Source organism: Nocardia sp. N2S4-5 (assembly GCF_044628355.1).
In the GTDB taxonomy this organism is placed as follows: domain Bacteria; phylum Actinomycetota; class Actinomycetes; order Mycobacteriales; family Mycobacteriaceae; genus Nocardia; species Nocardia wallacei_B.
Genome location: NZ_JBIUPM010000001.1, coordinates 7,705,308 through 7,722,027, shown reverse-complemented (window position 1 = coordinate 7,722,027; position 16,720 = coordinate 7,705,308). Strand labels below are relative to the sequence as shown.

Sequence of the window (16,720 nt, the reverse complement as noted above, 5' to 3'; positions counted from 1 at the left end):
TCAACGGGTCGCCCGGCCGCCCTTGGACAGCGCCACCCGGACATTCACACGCTTGCTCATCGCGTAGAAGGGGATCGGGCTGCTGCTGACGCTCTCCTTGTAGAAGACCGCCGCGCGACCGGTCAGGTACCAGCGCTTCGGGGTGTCGTCGGCGTGGGTGAACTGGATGACGGCGTCCCGGCGGCCCAGGCTGACCGGCTGGTGGAAGTAGCCGAAGCGGAACGGCTTCACCTTCTTGCCGCGCAACCGCCGGGCGATGGCGTCGGCGGCGTAGGCGGCGGTGGGCATCCCGCTCTGGCAGGTGCCGTGGATCTCGCCCCAGGCCTGGCGTACCGCGGCGGCGTCGCCGACGGCGTACACGTCGGGGTGCGACACCGAGCGGAGAGTGTCGTCGGTGACGATCAAACCCTTTGTGTCGGTGGCGATTCCGGCGTCCGCGGCGAGGCGGGGCACGCGCACGCCGGCGGTCCACAGGGTCAGGTCCGAGGCCACCAGTTCGCCGGTGGTCAGGCGGACGGCGTCGGGCAGCACCTTGGTCACCTGCACGCCGACCTCGCGGACGATGCCCATGCGATCCAGTGCCGCGTCCAGGTAGGCCCGCGCCCGATCGCCCATCATCGACCCCGGCTCACCGGCTGCGATCAGAGTGACCGTCAGTTCGGGATGGCTCTCGGCGAGTTCGGTGGCGGCTTCGACGCCGGTGAGACCGCCGCCGACCACGGTGACGCGGCCGCGGTCCGCCGCGACCTCGGCCAGGCGCCGCGAGAAGCGGTGCGCCAGGCGCGGATCGTTCAGCGTCCACGCGTGCTCGGCGGCGCCCGGCACGACGGTGGTGTCGGTGGCGCTACCGAGGGCGTACACCAGGGTGTCGTAGGTCAGATCGGTGCCGTCGTCCAGCGTCACGCGGTGCCCGGCGGGATCGATCGCGGTGGCGGCGGCCCGGCGGAAGTCCACCCCCGTCCCCTCGAGCAACTGCGGAATACGGTGATCGCCCAGCTCCTGACCTGCCGCCACCTGATGCATCCGCAGCCGCTCGGTGAAGCGCTCCGAAGGATTCACCAAGGTGATACGCACATCGCGACCCCGGGTGCGATGCGCCAGCCGGACGGTGGCCAGCATGCCGGTGTATCCGGCGCCGAGGACAACGATCTGGTGGATGTTCGCGGTGTTCATGATCGGCTCCAAGGGGGACGTCGGTGATGAGTCGCCCATGAGACAGGACAGCTACGAAAAACGTGACAGCCTGCAATTGTGATCCACGTCACCACCCATTCGAAGCCGCGCAGTAGAGGTTCCGGTCGCGCTTCGTTGGCGGCTGCCCGTCACGCACCCACGTGTTTGCGCAGGAACGCGGCCAGGGGTGTCAGGACGGCCTGGGGGTTGTCAATGAAGGGCCAGTGGCCGAGGCCGTCGAGAATGTGAATTTCGGCCTGGGGGAAGTGGTTTCGCTGTTGTTCGGCGAAGCGCACGGGGATGTAGCGGTCGCCGGCGCCCCAGATCACGCAGGTCGGGAGGGTGTCGGCGGTGAGGCCGAGGTGCCGTTCGGGGAATGCGGCGGCGGGGTCGCGGGAGTTGCGGTAGAGCTGGAGTACCGCGCGCTTGTGTGCCCAGTCCGCGTAGGCGGCGATTCGGTCGACATAGGAGCGGGGCAGCGGGACGGGGTTGTCGCGGTTGAGCGCGGCGTGCATGGCGCGTGGGGTGCCGGCCAGCTGGAACAGCTCGCCGAGCACCGGGGTCTGCCAGATCTTCGCGTACCGGTGCCAGCGATATCCTTCGAGGACGCCGGTGTTGATCATGGTGAGTCCGGCCAGCCGCTCGGGGTGGTCCAGCGCCCAGCGGAGTCCCCACGGCCCGCCGAAGTCGTGCAGCACCAGATGCGCCCGCTCGACGCCGAGGTCGTCCAGCAGCAGGCCGAGAAACCGCGCGTGCCCGATCACGCTGTGCTCGAACGAACGTGGCCGCTCCGACCGCCCGAAACCGGGCATGTCCATGGCGATCACGCGCGCGAATCCGGCGATCGCGGGCGCCAGCTCGGCCCAGTCGTCCATCGGCCCCGGATTCCCGTGCACGAACACCACGGCCTCCGTGGACCCGGCGGGCCCGCTGTCGTGCACGGCACACCGCACACCGTCGACCAGGCGTTCGGTCACCGCGAGCAGCGGTGCGGTTCCGGTCATCGAGTACTCCCCCTCCTCCGTGCGCCCGTCGGTCACGCCACGCGACCGGTCACGCCACCGACCGTACGTCGAATCCGTCCATCGTGCGCTCGCTTCGGCGGCGGCGCTGACCGGTCCGGCGAAACCCCGGCGCTCGCGGCCACCGTCTCGGGGGCGAACCCGGGACGAAATCCGGGCGCTTCCCGATTACGCGCGGCGATGCTCGGCTCTAGCGTCGAGACATGTCCTCCCGGCCGTCGCGAACGCGGCGAATTCTGTTCTGGCTCAGCATATTCGCCGTCCTCGTCCTGGTCGGAGCGACGGGAGTGACGGCCTGGCGGTACTCCGAGGCGAAGGTGTCCACGGTCGGGACGGTCGCCTTCACCGAGGAACTCACCGTCCCGTCGTTGGCGCGGCCCCGCACAGAGCCGGACGGCACGCGCGTGTTCGATCTCGAAATGAGTTCGGGAAGAAGGGAATTCCAGCTCGGCCAGGTCACCGAGACGTGGGGTTTCAACGGCGACTACCTCGGCCCGACATTGCGAGCGCGGCGCGGCGAGAAGGTACGCGTCGAGGTCCGCAACACCCTCGGCACGGCCTCCACCGTGCACTGGCACGGCATGCATCTGCCCGCGGCGATGGACGGCGGCCCGCATCAGCCGATCGCGCCGGGCGCGCTCTGGGCACCCGCGTGGACCGTGGACCAGCCCGCCGCCACACTCTGGTATCACCCGCATCCGCACGGCGCCACCGAAACTCACGTCCAGCGCGGGCTGGCCGGAATGTTCCTGATCGACGACGAGTCCGCGGACCTCCCGCTGCCCAGCGCCTACGGGGTGGACGACCTGCCGGTGATCGTCCAGGACGTGCGATTCCGGGGCGCCCGGTTCGACCATAGCCACGGATTCCTCTCCGACACCGGCTTTCTCGGCGATCGAACGATGGTCAACGGCACCCTCGCACCGTACCGCGAGGTCGGCGACGAGCTGGTCCGGCTGCGGTTGCTCAACGCCTCGACCGCCCGCGTCTACAACTTCGGCCTCGCCGACGACCGGAGATTCACGCTGATCGGCACCGACGGCGGGCTGCTGACCCGCCCGGCCGAGTTGGACCGGGTACAGCTGTCGCCCGGTGAGCGCGCGGAGATCGTGGTGCGGATGCGGCCCGGCGAGCGGGTCACGGTGCGCGGCTACCCCACCGACCTGGGCCTGAACTTCTTCAACAATCAATTCAGCGGTGGTGACGACACCTTCGACCTCCTCGAGCTGCGCGCCCGTCCGACGCTCCGCACCGCGTCGAACATCCCGGACCGCCTGGCCGGCACACCGCTGCCCGACTCCGCACCGGTCCGCGAGCGCACGTTCGACCTGCAACTGCCGGGCATCAACGGCAGGCCGATGGACATGGACCGCATCGACGAGACCGTCACCCGCGGCGACACCGAGACCTGGGTGGTGCGCAACACCGACGGCATGCCGCACAACTTCCACATCCACGACGTCGAGTTCACGGTGCTGGAGGTGGACGGAGCGCCGCCGCCCCCGGCACTCACCGGCCCGAAGGACACCGTCCTGATCCGCCCGGAAAGCACGGTCCGGCTCGCGCTTCGATTCGACGGACCCGCGGATCCGCACACGCCGTACATGTATCACTGTCACCTGCTGTGGCACGAGGACCAGGGCATGATGGGCCAATTCGTCGTCGTCGACCCCGGGGTTGCGCCGGATCCGCATCGGGCGCACAATTCATCACACAGTGAATTCAACACACGATGAATAAGAGGGTGACCCATGACGGCACCGGATCCGTCCCCCGCCATCGCGGTCGAACACCTGCGGGTGCACCGCGGGGGACGTGAAGTCCTGCACGACGTTTCACTCACCGTGCCCCGCGGCTGCATCACCGGACTGCTCGGCCCGTCCGGTTGCGGCAAGACCACCCTGATGCGCAGCGTCGTCGGCACGCAGCTGATCGAGGCGGGCAGCGTGCGAGTGCTCGGCGAGGAGGCGGGCAGCGCCGGGCTGCGGTCCCGCGTCGGATACGTGACACAGGCGCCGAGCATCTACGACGACCTCACCGTCTCCGACAACGTCTCGTATTTCGGTGCGCTGTACGGACGTTCGGCCGAGGACGTCGCGGCCGCCATCGACGCGGTCGGACTCACCCGGCACGCCCGGCAGCGCGGCAACCAGCTGTCCGGCGGCCAGCGCACGCGCGCCTCGCTGGCCTGCGCCCTGGTCGCCGATCCGGAGGTACTGGTGCTCGACGAACCGACCGTCGGGCTGGATCCCGTGCTGCGCGTGGAACTCTGGGAGCAGTTCCATGCCCTGGCCGCGCAGGGCCGGACGCTGCTGGTGTCCAGCCACGTCATGGACGAGGCCGAACACTGCGACCGGCTGTTGCTGATGCGCGACGGACAGCTGCTGGCCCAGCTCACCCCGGACGAACTGCGCGCCGACACCGGCGAATCGAGCCTGGAGAACGCCTTTCTCGCACTGATCAAAATGGGAGAGCCCCGATGACGACGACGGCCCCGCTGCGCTGCTACACCGCCACCTCCGCGCGCATCCTGCGGCAGTTGCGCGCCGACCATCGCACGGTCGCCATGCTGCTGCTGGTGCCGGCGCTGCTGATGTTGTTGCTGTACTTCGTGTATCGCGATACCCCGGCGATGCCCGGCGCGCCGCGGCTGTTCGACCGGGTGGGGATCAGCATGCTGGGCATCCTGCCGTTCATCGTGATGTTCCTGATCACCGCCATCGCGATGCAGCGCGAGCGCACCTCGGGAACCCTGGAGCGGCTGATGACGACGCCCCTGTCGAAACTGGACCTGCTGGCCGGGTACGGCACCGCCTTCTCCACCGCGGCCGCCGCCCAGGCCGGGCTCGCCTGCCTGGTCTCCTTCGGCCTGCTGGGGCTGAGCTCCGAGGGCAGTGTGTGGCTGGTATTGCTGATCGCCGTGCTGGACGCGATGCTCGGAGTGGCGCTGGGCCTGCTGGCAAGCGCCTTCGCGCGCACCGAGTTTCAGGCCGTGCAGTTCATGCCGCTGGTGGTCGGGCCGCAGTTCTTCCTGTGCGGGCTGCTGGTGCCGCGCGGCCAGCTGCCGGACTGGCTGGAGGTGATCAGCAACCTGCTGCCGCTGAGCTACGCCGTGGACGCGCTGCAGCAGGTGTCCCGGCATCCCGGCGTGACCGGCGAGATGTGGCGGGACCTCGGCGTCGTGGCCGGATTCGCCGCTGTCGCACTGGCTTTGGCGGCGGCGACGCTACGACGGCGGACGGCGTGACGGTGGGCGACCACGACGCCGCGCCCGGCCCCGCCGCGAACGGCAACGGCGGGTCCGGGCGCAGCGGACGGCGGCCCGGCCAGTCCGGGACGCGGGCGGCGATCCTGGACGCGGCGCGAATCCGGTTCGCGGAGGTGGGTTTCGACAAGGCGTCGATCCGGTCCATCGCCGGGCAGGCGGGTGTCGATCCGGCGCTGGTGCACCACTACTTCGGCACGAAACAGCAATTGCTCACCGCCGCACTGGATCTGCCGCTCGACCCGGCGATGATCCGCGACCGCATCGCCGCGGCGCCGGCCGAGCAGCTGGGTGTGACGATCGTGCGCACGGTGCTGGGCATCTGGGACTCTCCGGTCGGCGTGCACGCGGTGGCGACCCTGCGCAGCATTCTGGGCGGTGGCAACGACCCGGCGCTGGCACGGGCGTTCCTGCTGGAGGTGGTGCTGCGGGATGTGCGGGAACGCGCGGACAATCCCCCGGGCACCGGCGTGCCGCGAGTGTTGCTGGCCGCTTCGCAGATGATCGGGTTGCTGATCGCCCGCAAGGTGGTCTGTGTGGAACCGCTGGCGTCCATGACCCCGGACGAACTGGCGGTCGTCGTCGGCCCGACGATTCAGCGCTATCTCACCGGCGACCTGGAGTTGCCTCCGGCGGCGGGGTAACAGCCTTGCGGCAGTGTCAGCGCTGGGCCGAAAAGGCCTCGTGCTCTTCGGCACTCGCCTCGCGCGCCTCGTCGACGAGCAGCACCGGGATGCCGTTGTCGACGGGGTAGGCGCGCCGCAGGCGCGGGTTGTACAGCACGGTGTTGCCGTCGCGATCGTGGACCAGCGACAGCGGCCCCTTGTCCTGCGGGCAGGCGAGCAGGCTCAGCAGGGTGGGGTCCAAGGTTTCCTCCGGCATGATCGACAACCTACCCGGCGGACGACGCGGGGCCGCGCCGTGGCCGCCGGAACGAGAAGTGCCGGTGCCCGAAGAAGCTCGCGACCGCCACCAGACCCATCACCACCACGGTCGCCGGCGTCTCCGGCAGATCCAGGACACCGACCGCCAGTTGCACACCGGCCATGTTCAGCACCATCCCACCGGAATTCACCAGCACGAACCGGACGAAGTCGCGCAGCGCGTGCCCGCGCACCCGGAACACCAGCGTCCGATGCGCGACGAAGGCGAACACGATGGTGATGCAATAGGCCAGCGCCACGGCCGTCGCGGGCGGCCAGCTGTCGGGCAGCACCTTCAGCCACACCACGGTGAGCACCATGCCCAGCAGCGTGTTGACGCCGCCGACAGCCGCGAAGGCGATCTCCTGGCGCCGGATCAGCCGCAGCAGCAGTCCGGGCGCGAGCGTCTGCGCACCGGACGAGTGCGGCTGCCCGTGCGCCTCCGGGCTCGAACCGTCGTCGGCAGACGAAGTGCCGGACTTCGGACGGCGCGGCAGACCCGAATCACCCTCGGGCAGCAGCTGCGACACCTGTGCGCGTCCTTTCGAGCCCGTCATGCTCACGGAAGCGCTTCCGTCCGTGCGGAACCGGCAGTCGTCGGTGCGCCGGGCTCGTCCCGTCGCCGCGACCGCAGGTAGAGCCATTGGAGCACGCCCAAGCCGAGCAGCCCCAGCACCGCGGTGCCGATGCCGATCTTCCAGCCCGGCGGTCGCCAGGTCACGTCCAGTACCGCGTTCTCGGTGCCAGACGGGATATCCACGGCCACAAAGGATTTCGCGACGGTCGTGAACGGGATCTGCTTGCCGTTCAGCGTCACCCGATACCCCGGCCAGCCCAGCCGCGCGAACACCACGCGCCCGCCCGCCGCCGAGGACACCCGCACCTCGCTGGAGGTCTCGGACTCGGACAGGGAGGTGGCGGTGACCTCGTGCGCGTCGGCGACGCGGCCGTTCACCGTGGAGACCGGCCCGCCGGTCCGTTCGAGCACCCAGATGTACTTCTCGTGCCCGGGAGCGTCCACCCACGTCCAGCCCTCGGGCGGGGGCTGATTGCCCGCATCGGGGAACATGGCCTTCTGCAGCACGACCCGGTCCAGCTTCATCAGGTCCGCGACGGTGCGCCCGGTGCTCGGCTCGGGCGTGAACAGCCGCCGGTAGGCGTCGGGGCAGACACTGGAATCCCAACGCATGCACAGCATCTCGCCGAACCAGTAGTGCCCGTTCGGGGTGTAGCCGTTGACGTAGTGCTGCTCGACGTCCTTGGCGTAGTTGCCGAACGCCAGCGAGCCGTACGCGCCGTCCAGCGTCCGGTCCCCCGGCTGCAGCAGGCCGCGGTCGCCGAGTTGCAGCGTGATGCCGTCGAACTTCGGGAACGCCGCCTTCGCGTCGGAGCGGTTGGTCGGCAGGTGCCAGCTCATCGGATTCGGCTGGACGCTCTCCACCTGGGCGTAGGCGATGGGGAACATGGCGACCATGGTCAGCAGCGCGGCGGCGGCCGTACCGCGGCTGCGCGCGAGCCAGACCACGGCGGCGCCCACCGCGGCCACCACCACCGCGGACAGCACATGCCACAGCACGGCGTGCGGATGCGCCGAGAACGTCCGCACCCACAGCAGCCCGATCAGCACGGCGCCCGCGACCGCGCGATTACGCCAATTCGACGTGGTGCCGAAGCGGCCCAGCAGCACGCACACCAGCACCAGCAGACCCAGCGCCAGCATCGGCAGCACCCGGGCGGGCCAGCGCAGCGGACCCACGGTGCCCGGCCCGGCCGCCCACATCAGGAATATGACCGCGAACAGCGCCACCGCCGTCAACTCGCGCCACGCCGCCCGCGCCCGGCCCCAGTCGACGAACGCCAGCGCCGGGATCAGGAACCAGGCGATATAGGTCATCGGCAGCGGCTGGATGTAGCCCCACCACGAGTTGAGCGCGGGCACCGCCGAGGGCAGGCTCGCGTTCAGCGATTCCGACCAGGGCACCGTGAGGAACTGGTCGTTGTTGATCTGAGAAGTTCCGCGCCAGCTCACCTTCGCCGACAGCATGCTCGGCAGGTAGGTCAGCAGTCCCGCCAGGCCCGCGCACAGCGCGACCGCGGTCAGCCGCGCGACCGGCCGCCACTTGCGCTGGTACACGATCTCGCCGACGGCCACCGCCACGAGCATCAGCGCCGATTCCACCGCCGGGAACACGTATTCGACGGAGATCGCCAGATATAGGAACACGAAGACCGGAATCGGCCCGGACCGGCCCCGCGCGTACCGCACCGCCGACGCCCACGCATGCACCATCCACGCCGTGCCGGTCAGCGAGGTCATCCAGCTGGCCTGGTCGAAGAACAGGAACCACCCCGTCAGCGGGAAGGCCACACCGGCCACCGCCGCCCACTGCGGCCGGCCGCCGTAGGCCAGGCACACTCGGTACACGCCGAGCGCGGCGATGATCGCGAAGATCAGCTTCACCACCGTGGCGTAGACCGCGAGATTGTCGACCGAGGGCGCGATCAGATCGATCAGCAGCTGCGGCGGGTTGAACAGCCCCGCCTCCTCCATCGTGTAGTTCCCGGTCATCCACTGCTCGGGAATCAGTACCGGGAGCTTGCCCTCGCGCAGATAGCGGCCGAGCATCACCCACAGCGGGGTGTATTGGGATTCGGTGTCGTCGGTGAAGAAGTGGCGGGCATCGGCCAGCAACACCGCCACATAACCGAGAATCACGCCGACCGCGGTGACCGTTCCCCACCGGTAGATATCCCGGCGCGGTCTGCCGCTCGGGGCCGATTCCGGAGCCACGGAAGGTTCTGCCGCCGCAGAGGGTTCGGCCGGCGCCGTCGACACTGCACTTTGCACCACGAGTTCCAGACCCTACAGGGCGGCGTAACGGTTGGCATGAACCTGTTCGGGGGCGATGATGTCGGGATGCCTCGCCGCACCGGAGACCGCACCACGCTGCGTGTTAGAGTTCACCGCGATTCGGGCTCTGTACTGAAACGAGGAGTTCCGGCGCGCACCGTCGTCCCCGAAAGTCGAACCAGCTGATGCCGATTCCCTCTGCCGCTACCGAACCGGCGCGGTCCAACGGTCACCCCGGCCGGGCGCACGCGGTCTCGGTCGTCGTACCGGTGTACCGGGGCGAGGAGACCATCGCCGGACTGGTCGCCGAATTGCACCAGTTGGCCGAGCCCACCACCACTCCCGCCGGAGCGACCTTCACCGTCACGGAGATCGTGCTCGTCCACGATCACGGACCGGATCGCTCGGATGTGGTGCTGCGGCAGCTGGACAGCGACTACGAGCGGGTGCGGGTGGTGTGGCTGAGCCGCAACTTCGGCCAGGACGCCGCCACCATCGCCGGTATGGCGGCCGCGCGCGGCGAGTGGATCGTCACCATGGACGAGGACGGCCAGCACGATCCCGGCTTCATCGGCTCGTTCATCAATACGGCGCTGGCGCAGCGCGCGGACCTGGTCTACTCCAAGCCGACCAACACCCGGCCGCACGGATTCCTCCGCAATCTCACCTCGCGCGGGGCGAAACTGGTGCTCGCCACGGTGTTCGCCTTCCCCGATTCCACCCGGTTCGAGAGCTACCGGCTGATCCGCGGCGACATCGGGCGTCAGCTCGCCGAGGTCGCCTCCAACGGCGTGTACCTGGACGTGGCGCTGACCTGGGTGGTCGACAACGCGGCGCAGGCGCCGGTGGTGCTGCGATCCGAAGGGCGGGAGGAGTCCGGCTACAACTACCGGCGGCTGTTCTCGCTGTTCTGGAAGATGGTGCTGTGCAGCGGGACTCGCGGGCTGCGGCTGGTCAGCATGCTGGGTGTCACGCTGGCGCTGGCCGGGCTGGTGTACGCGGTGATCATCGTGTCGCAGGCGGTCTTCGGGCCCGGCGACAACCCCGAGGGCTGGGCCTCGACCATCGTTGTGCTGCTGCTGGTTTCGGGGGCGATCCTGTTCTCGCTCGGTCTCATCGCCGAGTATCTGGGCGTGGCGCTGCATGTGCTGGTGGGCAAACCCCTTTACCTGACGGTAGATTCGCCCACACCGCGCCCGGACGCCGGCACCGCCGAGCATCGCGCGCCGGCCCTGTCCACGACCGCAGCGATCGGGGGGAACGACCCGGGTGAGCACTGACCGCATCATCTTCAGCCGGCCCTACCGGGCCGCCCAGGAACTGGCCAATCTCGAGGCCGTGCTGTCGTCGGATCAGAGCCACGGCGACGGCCCGTTCACCGCGGCGGCCACCGCGAAGCTGAAGACGATCACCGGGGCTCCGCACGCGCTGCTGACCACGTCGTGCACGCACGCGCTGGAGATGGCGGGGCTGCTGCTCGAGCTGGGGCCCGACGACGAGGTGATCGTGCCCAGCTTCGCGTTCACCTCGACCGCGACCGCGATGGCCTTGCGCGGGGCCGTGTGCGTCTTCGCCGATATCGATGAGCGCGGCAATCTGGACGCCGACTCGGTGGCCGCGGCGATCACCGCGCGCACCAAGGCGATCGTGGTCATCCATTACGGCGGCGTGGCGGCGGAGATGGACCGGCTGCTCGCGCTGGCCGACGCGCACGGGCTGGCCATCGTCGAGGACAACGCGCACGGGCTCGGCGGCACCTGGCGCGGGCGGCCGCTGGGCAGCATCGGCACCGCGGGCGCGCTCAGCTTCCACGACACCAAGAACGTGCACTGCGGCGAGGGCGGCGCGGTGCTGCTCACCGACGAGATCCTGATGGGACGCGCGGAGATCATCCGGGAGAAGGGCACCGACCGGGCCCGGTTCCTGCGCGGCGCCGTCGACAAGTACTCCTGGCAGGACATCGGATCCAGCTACCTGCCCAGCGAACTGAACGCAGCCGTGCTGGACGCGCAACTGGCGGAGTTCGACCGGATCCAGGCGGGCCGGTTCCGGGTGTGGAACGCCTATGCCGCCGGACTGCCGGACTGGGCCGCCCGCAACGATGTGCGCCTGATGGAGGTGCCGGCCGACCGCGAGCACACCGCGCATCTGTACTACCTGCGCACGCCGACCGAGCGGCGGCGCGACGATCTCATCGATCACCTACGCGCACAGGGCATCTCGGCCCCGTTCCATTACGTCCCGCTGGACTCCAGCCCCGCCGGGCTGAAACTCGGCCGCACCCCGCACCCGTGCACGCGCACCGCCGAATTCTCCGGCACCCTCATCCGCCTCCCGCTCTGGCCGGGCCTCAGCGACACACAGGTCGCTCGGGTGATCGAGGCGGTCACGGCGTTCCAGGTCTGACGCCGGCGCCGTCAGGAGGGGAGGTCGCGGCGCATGCAGCAGCGGGGCCAACGGTCCAGGCCGTGGTCCGCCTCGGCGGCGCGTAGAGCGCGCAGGCCGGGGGTTTCCTCGTGGGTGGCGAGGCGAATCGACCTTCCCGCTACGCCAAGCTTCGTCATGGTCTCGTCCACACCTTCATGCTGGCGCATGGAGATCGACCGATTTCCTCCGCCCCTCAGGCGAGCAGGGTTTCCAACGCCTCGGGGGTGAGCACCTCGTAGGTTTCGGTGGCGCGGTCGTACCACCAGGTGTTCCCCCCGGCTCCAGGCGGACGGCGGCTTGGACCGCGCGGGTGGAGGGGCGGTAGGTGGAGCTGCGGGGGATCTCGTCGACGACGAAGACGAGGTCGGGGCGCTGGGCGGGATCCAGCGCGCGCAGGCACTCCGTGACGTCCTTGGGGACCAGGTGGTAGCCGCGGCGGACACTGACGGCGGCCACGGCCAGCATCCGCTCGGACGCACCCGTTCCGGCGCGCAACCCGAAAGCCACCTCCAGATCCACCGCGGCGATGTCGTTGAGGGTGTCCACGATGGGCTGGGTGAAGACCGGCCCGCGGGCAGTAGTGATGACCGTGTCGCGGCGATCCATCAACCAGTAGTCGCCGTCGCGGTCGCGCCGGAACAGGTTCTCCGTCGGCACCCAGGCGTCGCCGGGCGTGAACACGCCGCGCAGACCGCCGCGCGAGATGTCGGCCGTGTCGGCCGCCTTCCCGATCAGCAGGCCCACCTCGTTGTCGGCGGCCCGGCGCGCGAAACCCTGTGCGTCGGTGCGGATCTCGTCCGTCTCGGGGTCGTAGCAGACCAGCTCCACCCGCGCGGCGCCGGGCACCGGGCGGCCCTTGCTGCCGATCTTGGCGCCCGCCACGTTGGCCAGCACCACATCTCCCTCGATGGACGCGTAGAACTCGAGAACCCGTGCGGGAGCGAATCTCTCGGTGGTCCGCCGCCACAGCCCGGCCGGCATGCCGGAACCGATGAACAGCCGGATCGGATGCGAATGACCGTTGGGGAAGGTGTCGGCGTCGAGGATGTCGCGCAGCATCGTCCAGGTGTAGGTGACGACGGTGACGCCGTATCGGTGCACCTCCTCGGCGAAACGCGCCGGATCGAGCGAGCGGGCCAGCGCGATCCGGCTGCCACCGGCCACCGCACCGCCCAGACTCACCAGCAACCCCGACGAATGATGCAGCGGCGCCAGGCAATACACCGTGTCGCCGCGGTCCAGATCGGCCGAGCCGGCCGTGCCGAACGCCGACACCGCCCAGCGGTGGTTGGTGATGTATTTGATGTCCAGCTTGTCGCCGGTACCCGTCACCAGGACGAACGCCAGCTCCCGCGCGAGCCCCGGATTCGGGCGGAACCAGCCGGGCAGCACCACCCGCGACGGGTCGATCTGCTCGAGATCGGTGACCTCGCACCCCGGCGGCACATCCAGGCCGCGCGCGTCCCCGCCGCCGAGCACCAGGACCCGGGCGCCGGTGTCGGTGGCCGCGCGCAGATTCTCCGGATCGGCGAGGATCGTCTTGGCGCCGGTCACCTCGACCGCACGCCGTAACTCGCTGCCGGGCGCGAGCAGCACGGCCACCGCGCCCAGCCGCGACAGCGCCGCCACCGCGGCCAGCGCGCTCGGCCTGGTCTCCATCAGCACGCCGACCCGGGTGCCCGGCCGCACGCCGACCGAGATCAGGCCGCGCACCACATTGTCGATGCGCACGTTGACCGCGGCGTTCGTATGCACGCGGTCGTCGAAGAGGAACAGGTCGCGCAGCGGCGCACGGCGCGCCTGCTCGGCGAGCAACCGACCCAGCGAGATCCGGGTGTGCGGCTGGATCATGCCCAAACGGGTCAGCCGCGGCAGTGCCCGCGCCGCCTCGCCGGTCAATTCCATCGAGCCGCGCAGGGTGCTGCCCGCGATGCTGCCGAGCACCGCGCCCAGTCCGGCGCCGGCCTCGGCGAGCCCGGCGGCGGTGTGCACCACGCGGGTCGCCGCCGAGCGCGGGCGGTTGACGGCGGCGTGCTCGTACATCGGCGCGATCTGGTCGGGCAGGTCGCCGCGGCCGCTGAGCCAGCTCACCCAGTCCCGCACCAGCGGCCAGGTCTGGGTGGTCGCCGTCGACCCGGCCACCAGGCCGAAATGCCCGGCGACCAGCGTGGCCTCGTAGACGTCGGCGTTCGGCGCGGCGCGCAGGACGCCGCGCACCGCGGCGGGCTGGCCGATGTCGTCCACCTCGCCGACGAAGGCCAGGATCGGGCACCGCAGCTCGGCCAGCGACACCGGATGGTCGCGAATCACGAAGCCGCCCAGCATCATCCGGTTGTGCGTCACGAACTGCTTGAGCAGGTCGGCGGCGGCCGGACCGGAGTAGCCGACCCAGCCGTCGTGCTCGAGGAACCGGCGCTGGCGCTCCTTGGGCAGCAGCGCCTCCCGGTCGTGCAGCTGGCGCAGGAAATCTATGCGGGCCTTGGCCGTCTTCACCGGGTCCAGCATCTGGAAGCCCAGGCGCACCATGGAGTCGGTGATGGGCAGCCGGGTGAGGACGTGGTCGGCGACGAAATCGGCGACGTCGGACACCAGCCCGTGCGGCAGCCCGAACGGCAGGCCCGCCACGATGTCGACGGGGCTGCCGAAGGTGACGATGCTCTCCACGCCCTTGCCGTAGCGGTAGGCGGCGGTCTGGTAGGCGAACATGCCGCCCTGCGAATAACCCATCAGGTGCACGCCGTGGCCGGTCAGCTCGTTGACCGTGTCGATGGCGCTGTCCAGGGCCAGCACGTGGTCGGCCAGGTCGCGCTGCCAGCCGCCCTCTTCGCTGGCGGGCGACCCGAAATCGATGACCCAGCAATCGATTCCGGCGCGCTGCAGGATGCCGACGGCGCCGCCCTCGGCGTTCACGTCGTAGATGTCGGCATTGACCATCAGCGGCGGCACCAGCAGCGCCACGGGACGGCCGGGGGTGGTGTCGTCGGGGAAGTAGTGCCGCAGCCGGTACATGCGCTTGCGCTCGGTGACCTCGTACGGCGACGACTCCACGTCGTGCGCCAGCCCCCCGAAGCGGATCACCTCGAGCCCGTTCTGCGCCGTCGCCACCAACCGTTGCACCGACCGCGCGACGAACCTCGTATCGAACTTCACGGAAACTCCCAGCCCTCGCCCTGCACGTGACACCCGTCACAGACCCCTGCGCGTCCAGATGAGCTTGCCACATCATCAGCCTACTTCGCGGGCATCGGACCCGACGCATCCGGCAACGAGCGGTTCGCCCGTTCGTTACGAGCGGTTCGCCGGTTCGTTGCGCTGCCCGCAGGGACTCCTCGCCCTGTCTCCGCACGCGGCGGTTCGTACCGCCCCCGACGCGCCGAGGGCATTCGACGCCGACGCGCCGAACAGCTGAATGGACGGCCGAACGATCACCAATCGTTATGGCACAAGGTTTTTCACATCGTTCGCGAATTCCGCCACATCCTGTCGGTGCCGGGACTTACTATCAATTCGCTGGAAACGCGCTGTCGCGCATTTAGTTTCGCTCGAGTGTCAAGTTGAGCAGGCCCCCGGCCTGCCGTATCGACCTGTCTCCACCACCGGCGCCGTCGCCGTCGCCGTGGCAATTACGAGGTGAGGACCGCAGCATGACCATCGAACTGCCGGCACAGACCGAGAACCACGTGCAGAAGAGCCTGTCCACCAGTGCCGCACACCAACTCGCGCACACCACAAAATCCGAACCGCAGATGCAGGGCATCAGCTCCCGCTGGCTGACCCGCATGCTGCCCTGGGTCCAGGTGCACGGCGGCATCTACCGCGTCAACCGCCGCCTGACCCACACCGTCGGCAACGGCGAGGTCGAATTCGTCGTCGACGGCGGCCAGGCCCGGGTCATTCCCCTGGAGCTGCAGGAACTGCCGCCGCTGCGCGGTTTCGACGACGAGGAGGCGCTCGGCGCGCTTGCCCGGCAGTTCGAGCAGCGCGACCTGGAGCCGGGCACGGTCGTCGCCGAATTCGGCAACCCCATCGACCAGCTCCTGCTCATCGTGCACGGCAAGCTGAGCAAGCTCGGCACCGGCGAGTACGGCGAGACCACCCGGGTCGGCATCCTCGGCGGCGGTTCGTATTTCGGCGAGGACGTGCTCACCGACGACGACGCCATCTGGCCGGTCACGCTCACCACCGTCACCCGCACCACCCTGCTCGCCCTCCCCCGCGCGGCGTTCGAGCGCACCCGCGACGAGATACCGGCGCTGAGCGAGCAACTGTCACGCTTCGCGTCGGCGCAGTCGCGGCCCCAGAACAACCACGGCGAGGCGAATATCGAGATCTCCTCCGGGCACGCGGGCGAGCCGCTGCTCGAGGGCACCTTCGTCGACTACGACGCCGCCCCGCGCGAGTACGAACTGGGCCTGGCGCAGAGCGTGCTGCGCGTGCACACCCGCGTCGCGGACCTGTTCAACGAGCCGCACAACCAGATCGAACAGCAGCTGCGGCTGACCATCGAGGCCCTGCGGGAGCGCCGCGAATACGACCTGGTCAACAACCCCGACTTCGGCCTGCTGCACAACTGCGATCTCAAACAGCGCATCTACACCGAGTCGGGCGGCCCCACCCCCGACGACATGGACGAGCTGCTGAGCATGCGGCGCAGCACGAAATTCTTTCTGGCACACCCGAAAGCGATCGCGGCGTTCGGGCGCGAATGCACCCGTCTCGGCATCTATCCGGACCCGGTCGAGGTCGACGGCAACCGCCTCCCGGCCTGGCGCGGCGTACCCATCTATCCGTGCGGCAAAATCCCGGTGAGCGACAGACACACCACCTCGATCCTGGCCATGCGCACCGGCGAGAAGGAACAGGGCGTGATCGGCCTGCACCAGACCGGCATCCCCGACGAGTACGAGCCGAGTCTCAACGTGCGCTTCAAGGGCATCGACGACCAGTCGATCATCTCGTACCTGGTCAGCTGCTACTACTCGGCGGCCGTGCTGGTGCCCGACGCGCTGGGGATCCTCGACAATGTCCTCGTCGCCCGGCACGACTGACGGGAGCGAGC

13 protein-coding genes and 1 pseudogene are annotated in these 16,720 nt (G+C 69.6%); 7 read left to right on the top strand and 7 right to left on the bottom strand.

Annotation, left to right across the window (positions count from 1 at the left end; genetic code table 11):
• Both ACFMRZ_RS35720 and ACFMRZ_RS35715 read right to left on the bottom strand, forming a co-directional pair.
• A complete protein-coding gene (locus ACFMRZ_RS35720) occupies positions 1–1,173 on the bottom strand; it encodes an NAD(P)/FAD-dependent oxidoreductase (protein ID WP_400182568.1) in 1,173 nt (390 codons plus the stop codon).
• A 149-nt stretch (positions 1,174–1,322) separates the two neighbouring features.
• A complete protein-coding gene (locus tag ACFMRZ_RS35715; protein WP_400182567.1) occupies positions 1,323–2,177 on the bottom strand; it encodes an alpha/beta fold hydrolase in 855 nt (284 codons plus the stop codon).
• 221 nt (positions 2,178–2,398) lie between these two features.
• Between ACFMRZ_RS35715 and ACFMRZ_RS35710 the strand changes: the two genes are divergently transcribed.
• From ACFMRZ_RS35710 to ACFMRZ_RS35695, 4 genes are read left to right on the top strand one after another with little or no spacing between them, the layout of a single operon-like run.
• Positions 2,399–3,931: a multicopper oxidase family protein gene (locus tag ACFMRZ_RS35710; RefSeq protein WP_400182566.1), complete on the top strand. Its 1,533-nt coding sequence runs from the start codon at positions 2,399–2,401 to the stop codon at positions 3,929–3,931.
• Between the two features lie 15 nt (positions 3,932–3,946).
• Positions 3,947–4,678, top strand: a complete 732-nt coding sequence (locus tag ACFMRZ_RS35705) for an ABC transporter ATP-binding protein (protein WP_280273867.1) — start codon at positions 3,947–3,949, stop codon at positions 4,676–4,678.
• Positions 4,675–5,442 (top strand): ABC transporter permease, encoded by a 768-nt coding sequence (locus ACFMRZ_RS35700; RefSeq protein ID WP_280273866.1) that lies wholly within the window; start codon positions 4,675–4,677, stop codon positions 5,440–5,442. Before ACFMRZ_RS35705 ends, ACFMRZ_RS35700 begins: the two co-directional genes overlap by 4 nt.
• Before the next feature lie 2 nt (positions 5,443–5,444).
• A complete protein-coding gene (locus tag ACFMRZ_RS35695; protein ID WP_400183054.1) occupies positions 5,445–6,104 on the top strand; it encodes a TetR family transcriptional regulator in 660 nt (219 codons plus the stop codon).
• A gap of 16 nt (positions 6,105–6,120) precedes the next feature.
• On the opposite strand, the gene ACFMRZ_RS35690 is transcribed toward ACFMRZ_RS35695, so the two are convergent.
• From ACFMRZ_RS35690 to ACFMRZ_RS35680, 3 genes are read right to left on the bottom strand one after another with little or no spacing between them, the layout of a single operon-like run.
• Positions 6,121–6,342, bottom strand: coding sequence for a Trm112 family protein (locus ACFMRZ_RS35690; RefSeq protein ID WP_280273864.1), 222 nt, complete (start codon positions 6,340–6,342; stop codon positions 6,121–6,123).
• Positions 6,343–6,352: 10 nt separating this feature from the next.
• Entirely contained in the window at positions 6,353–6,913 is a 561-nt protein-coding gene (locus ACFMRZ_RS35685; RefSeq protein WP_400182565.1) for a GtrA family protein, read from the bottom strand.
• A gap of 29 nt (positions 6,914–6,942) precedes the next feature.
• Complete coding sequence (locus tag ACFMRZ_RS35680; protein WP_400182564.1) at positions 6,943–9,174, bottom strand: hypothetical protein; 2,232 nt, start codon at positions 9,172–9,174, stop codon at positions 6,943–6,945.
• Between the two features lie 245 nt (positions 9,175–9,419).
• On the opposite strand from ACFMRZ_RS35680, the gene ACFMRZ_RS35675 reads away from it, so the two are divergent.
• Positions 9,420–10,514: a glycosyltransferase gene (locus ACFMRZ_RS35675; protein WP_400182563.1), complete on the top strand. Its 1,095-nt coding sequence runs from the start codon at positions 9,420–9,422 to the stop codon at positions 10,512–10,514.
• On the top strand, positions 10,504–11,640 hold the full coding sequence (gene rffA / locus ACFMRZ_RS35670) for a dTDP-4-amino-4,6-dideoxygalactose transaminase (RefSeq protein ID WP_400182562.1): 1,137 nt from the start codon (positions 10,504–10,506) through the stop codon (positions 11,638–11,640). The genes ACFMRZ_RS35675 and rffA overlap by 11 nt, the downstream gene beginning before the upstream one ends.
• 11 nt (positions 11,641–11,651) lie before the next feature.
• Here rffA and ACFMRZ_RS35665 read toward each other — a convergent pair whose 3' ends face one another.
• Together ACFMRZ_RS35665 and ACFMRZ_RS35660 are read right to left on the bottom strand one after the other, a co-directional pair.
• Positions 11,652–11,798 (bottom strand): hypothetical protein, encoded by a 147-nt coding sequence (locus ACFMRZ_RS35665; RefSeq protein ID WP_400182561.1) that lies wholly within the window; start codon positions 11,796–11,798, stop codon positions 11,652–11,654.
• Positions 11,799–11,854: 56 nt separating this feature from the next.
• Positions 11,855–14,811: pseudogene (locus tag ACFMRZ_RS35660) on the bottom strand (AMP-binding protein).
• Positions 14,812–15,305: 494 nt separating this feature from the next.
• Between ACFMRZ_RS35660 and ACFMRZ_RS35655 the strand changes: the two are divergent.
• Positions 15,306–16,709 carry a family 2B encapsulin nanocompartment shell protein gene (locus ACFMRZ_RS35655; protein ID WP_400182560.1) on the top strand — a complete coding sequence of 468 codons (1,404 nt, stop codon included), beginning with the start codon at positions 15,306–15,308 and terminating at the stop codon, positions 16,707–16,709.
• The last annotated feature ends 11 nt before the right edge of the window (positions 16,710–16,720 follow it).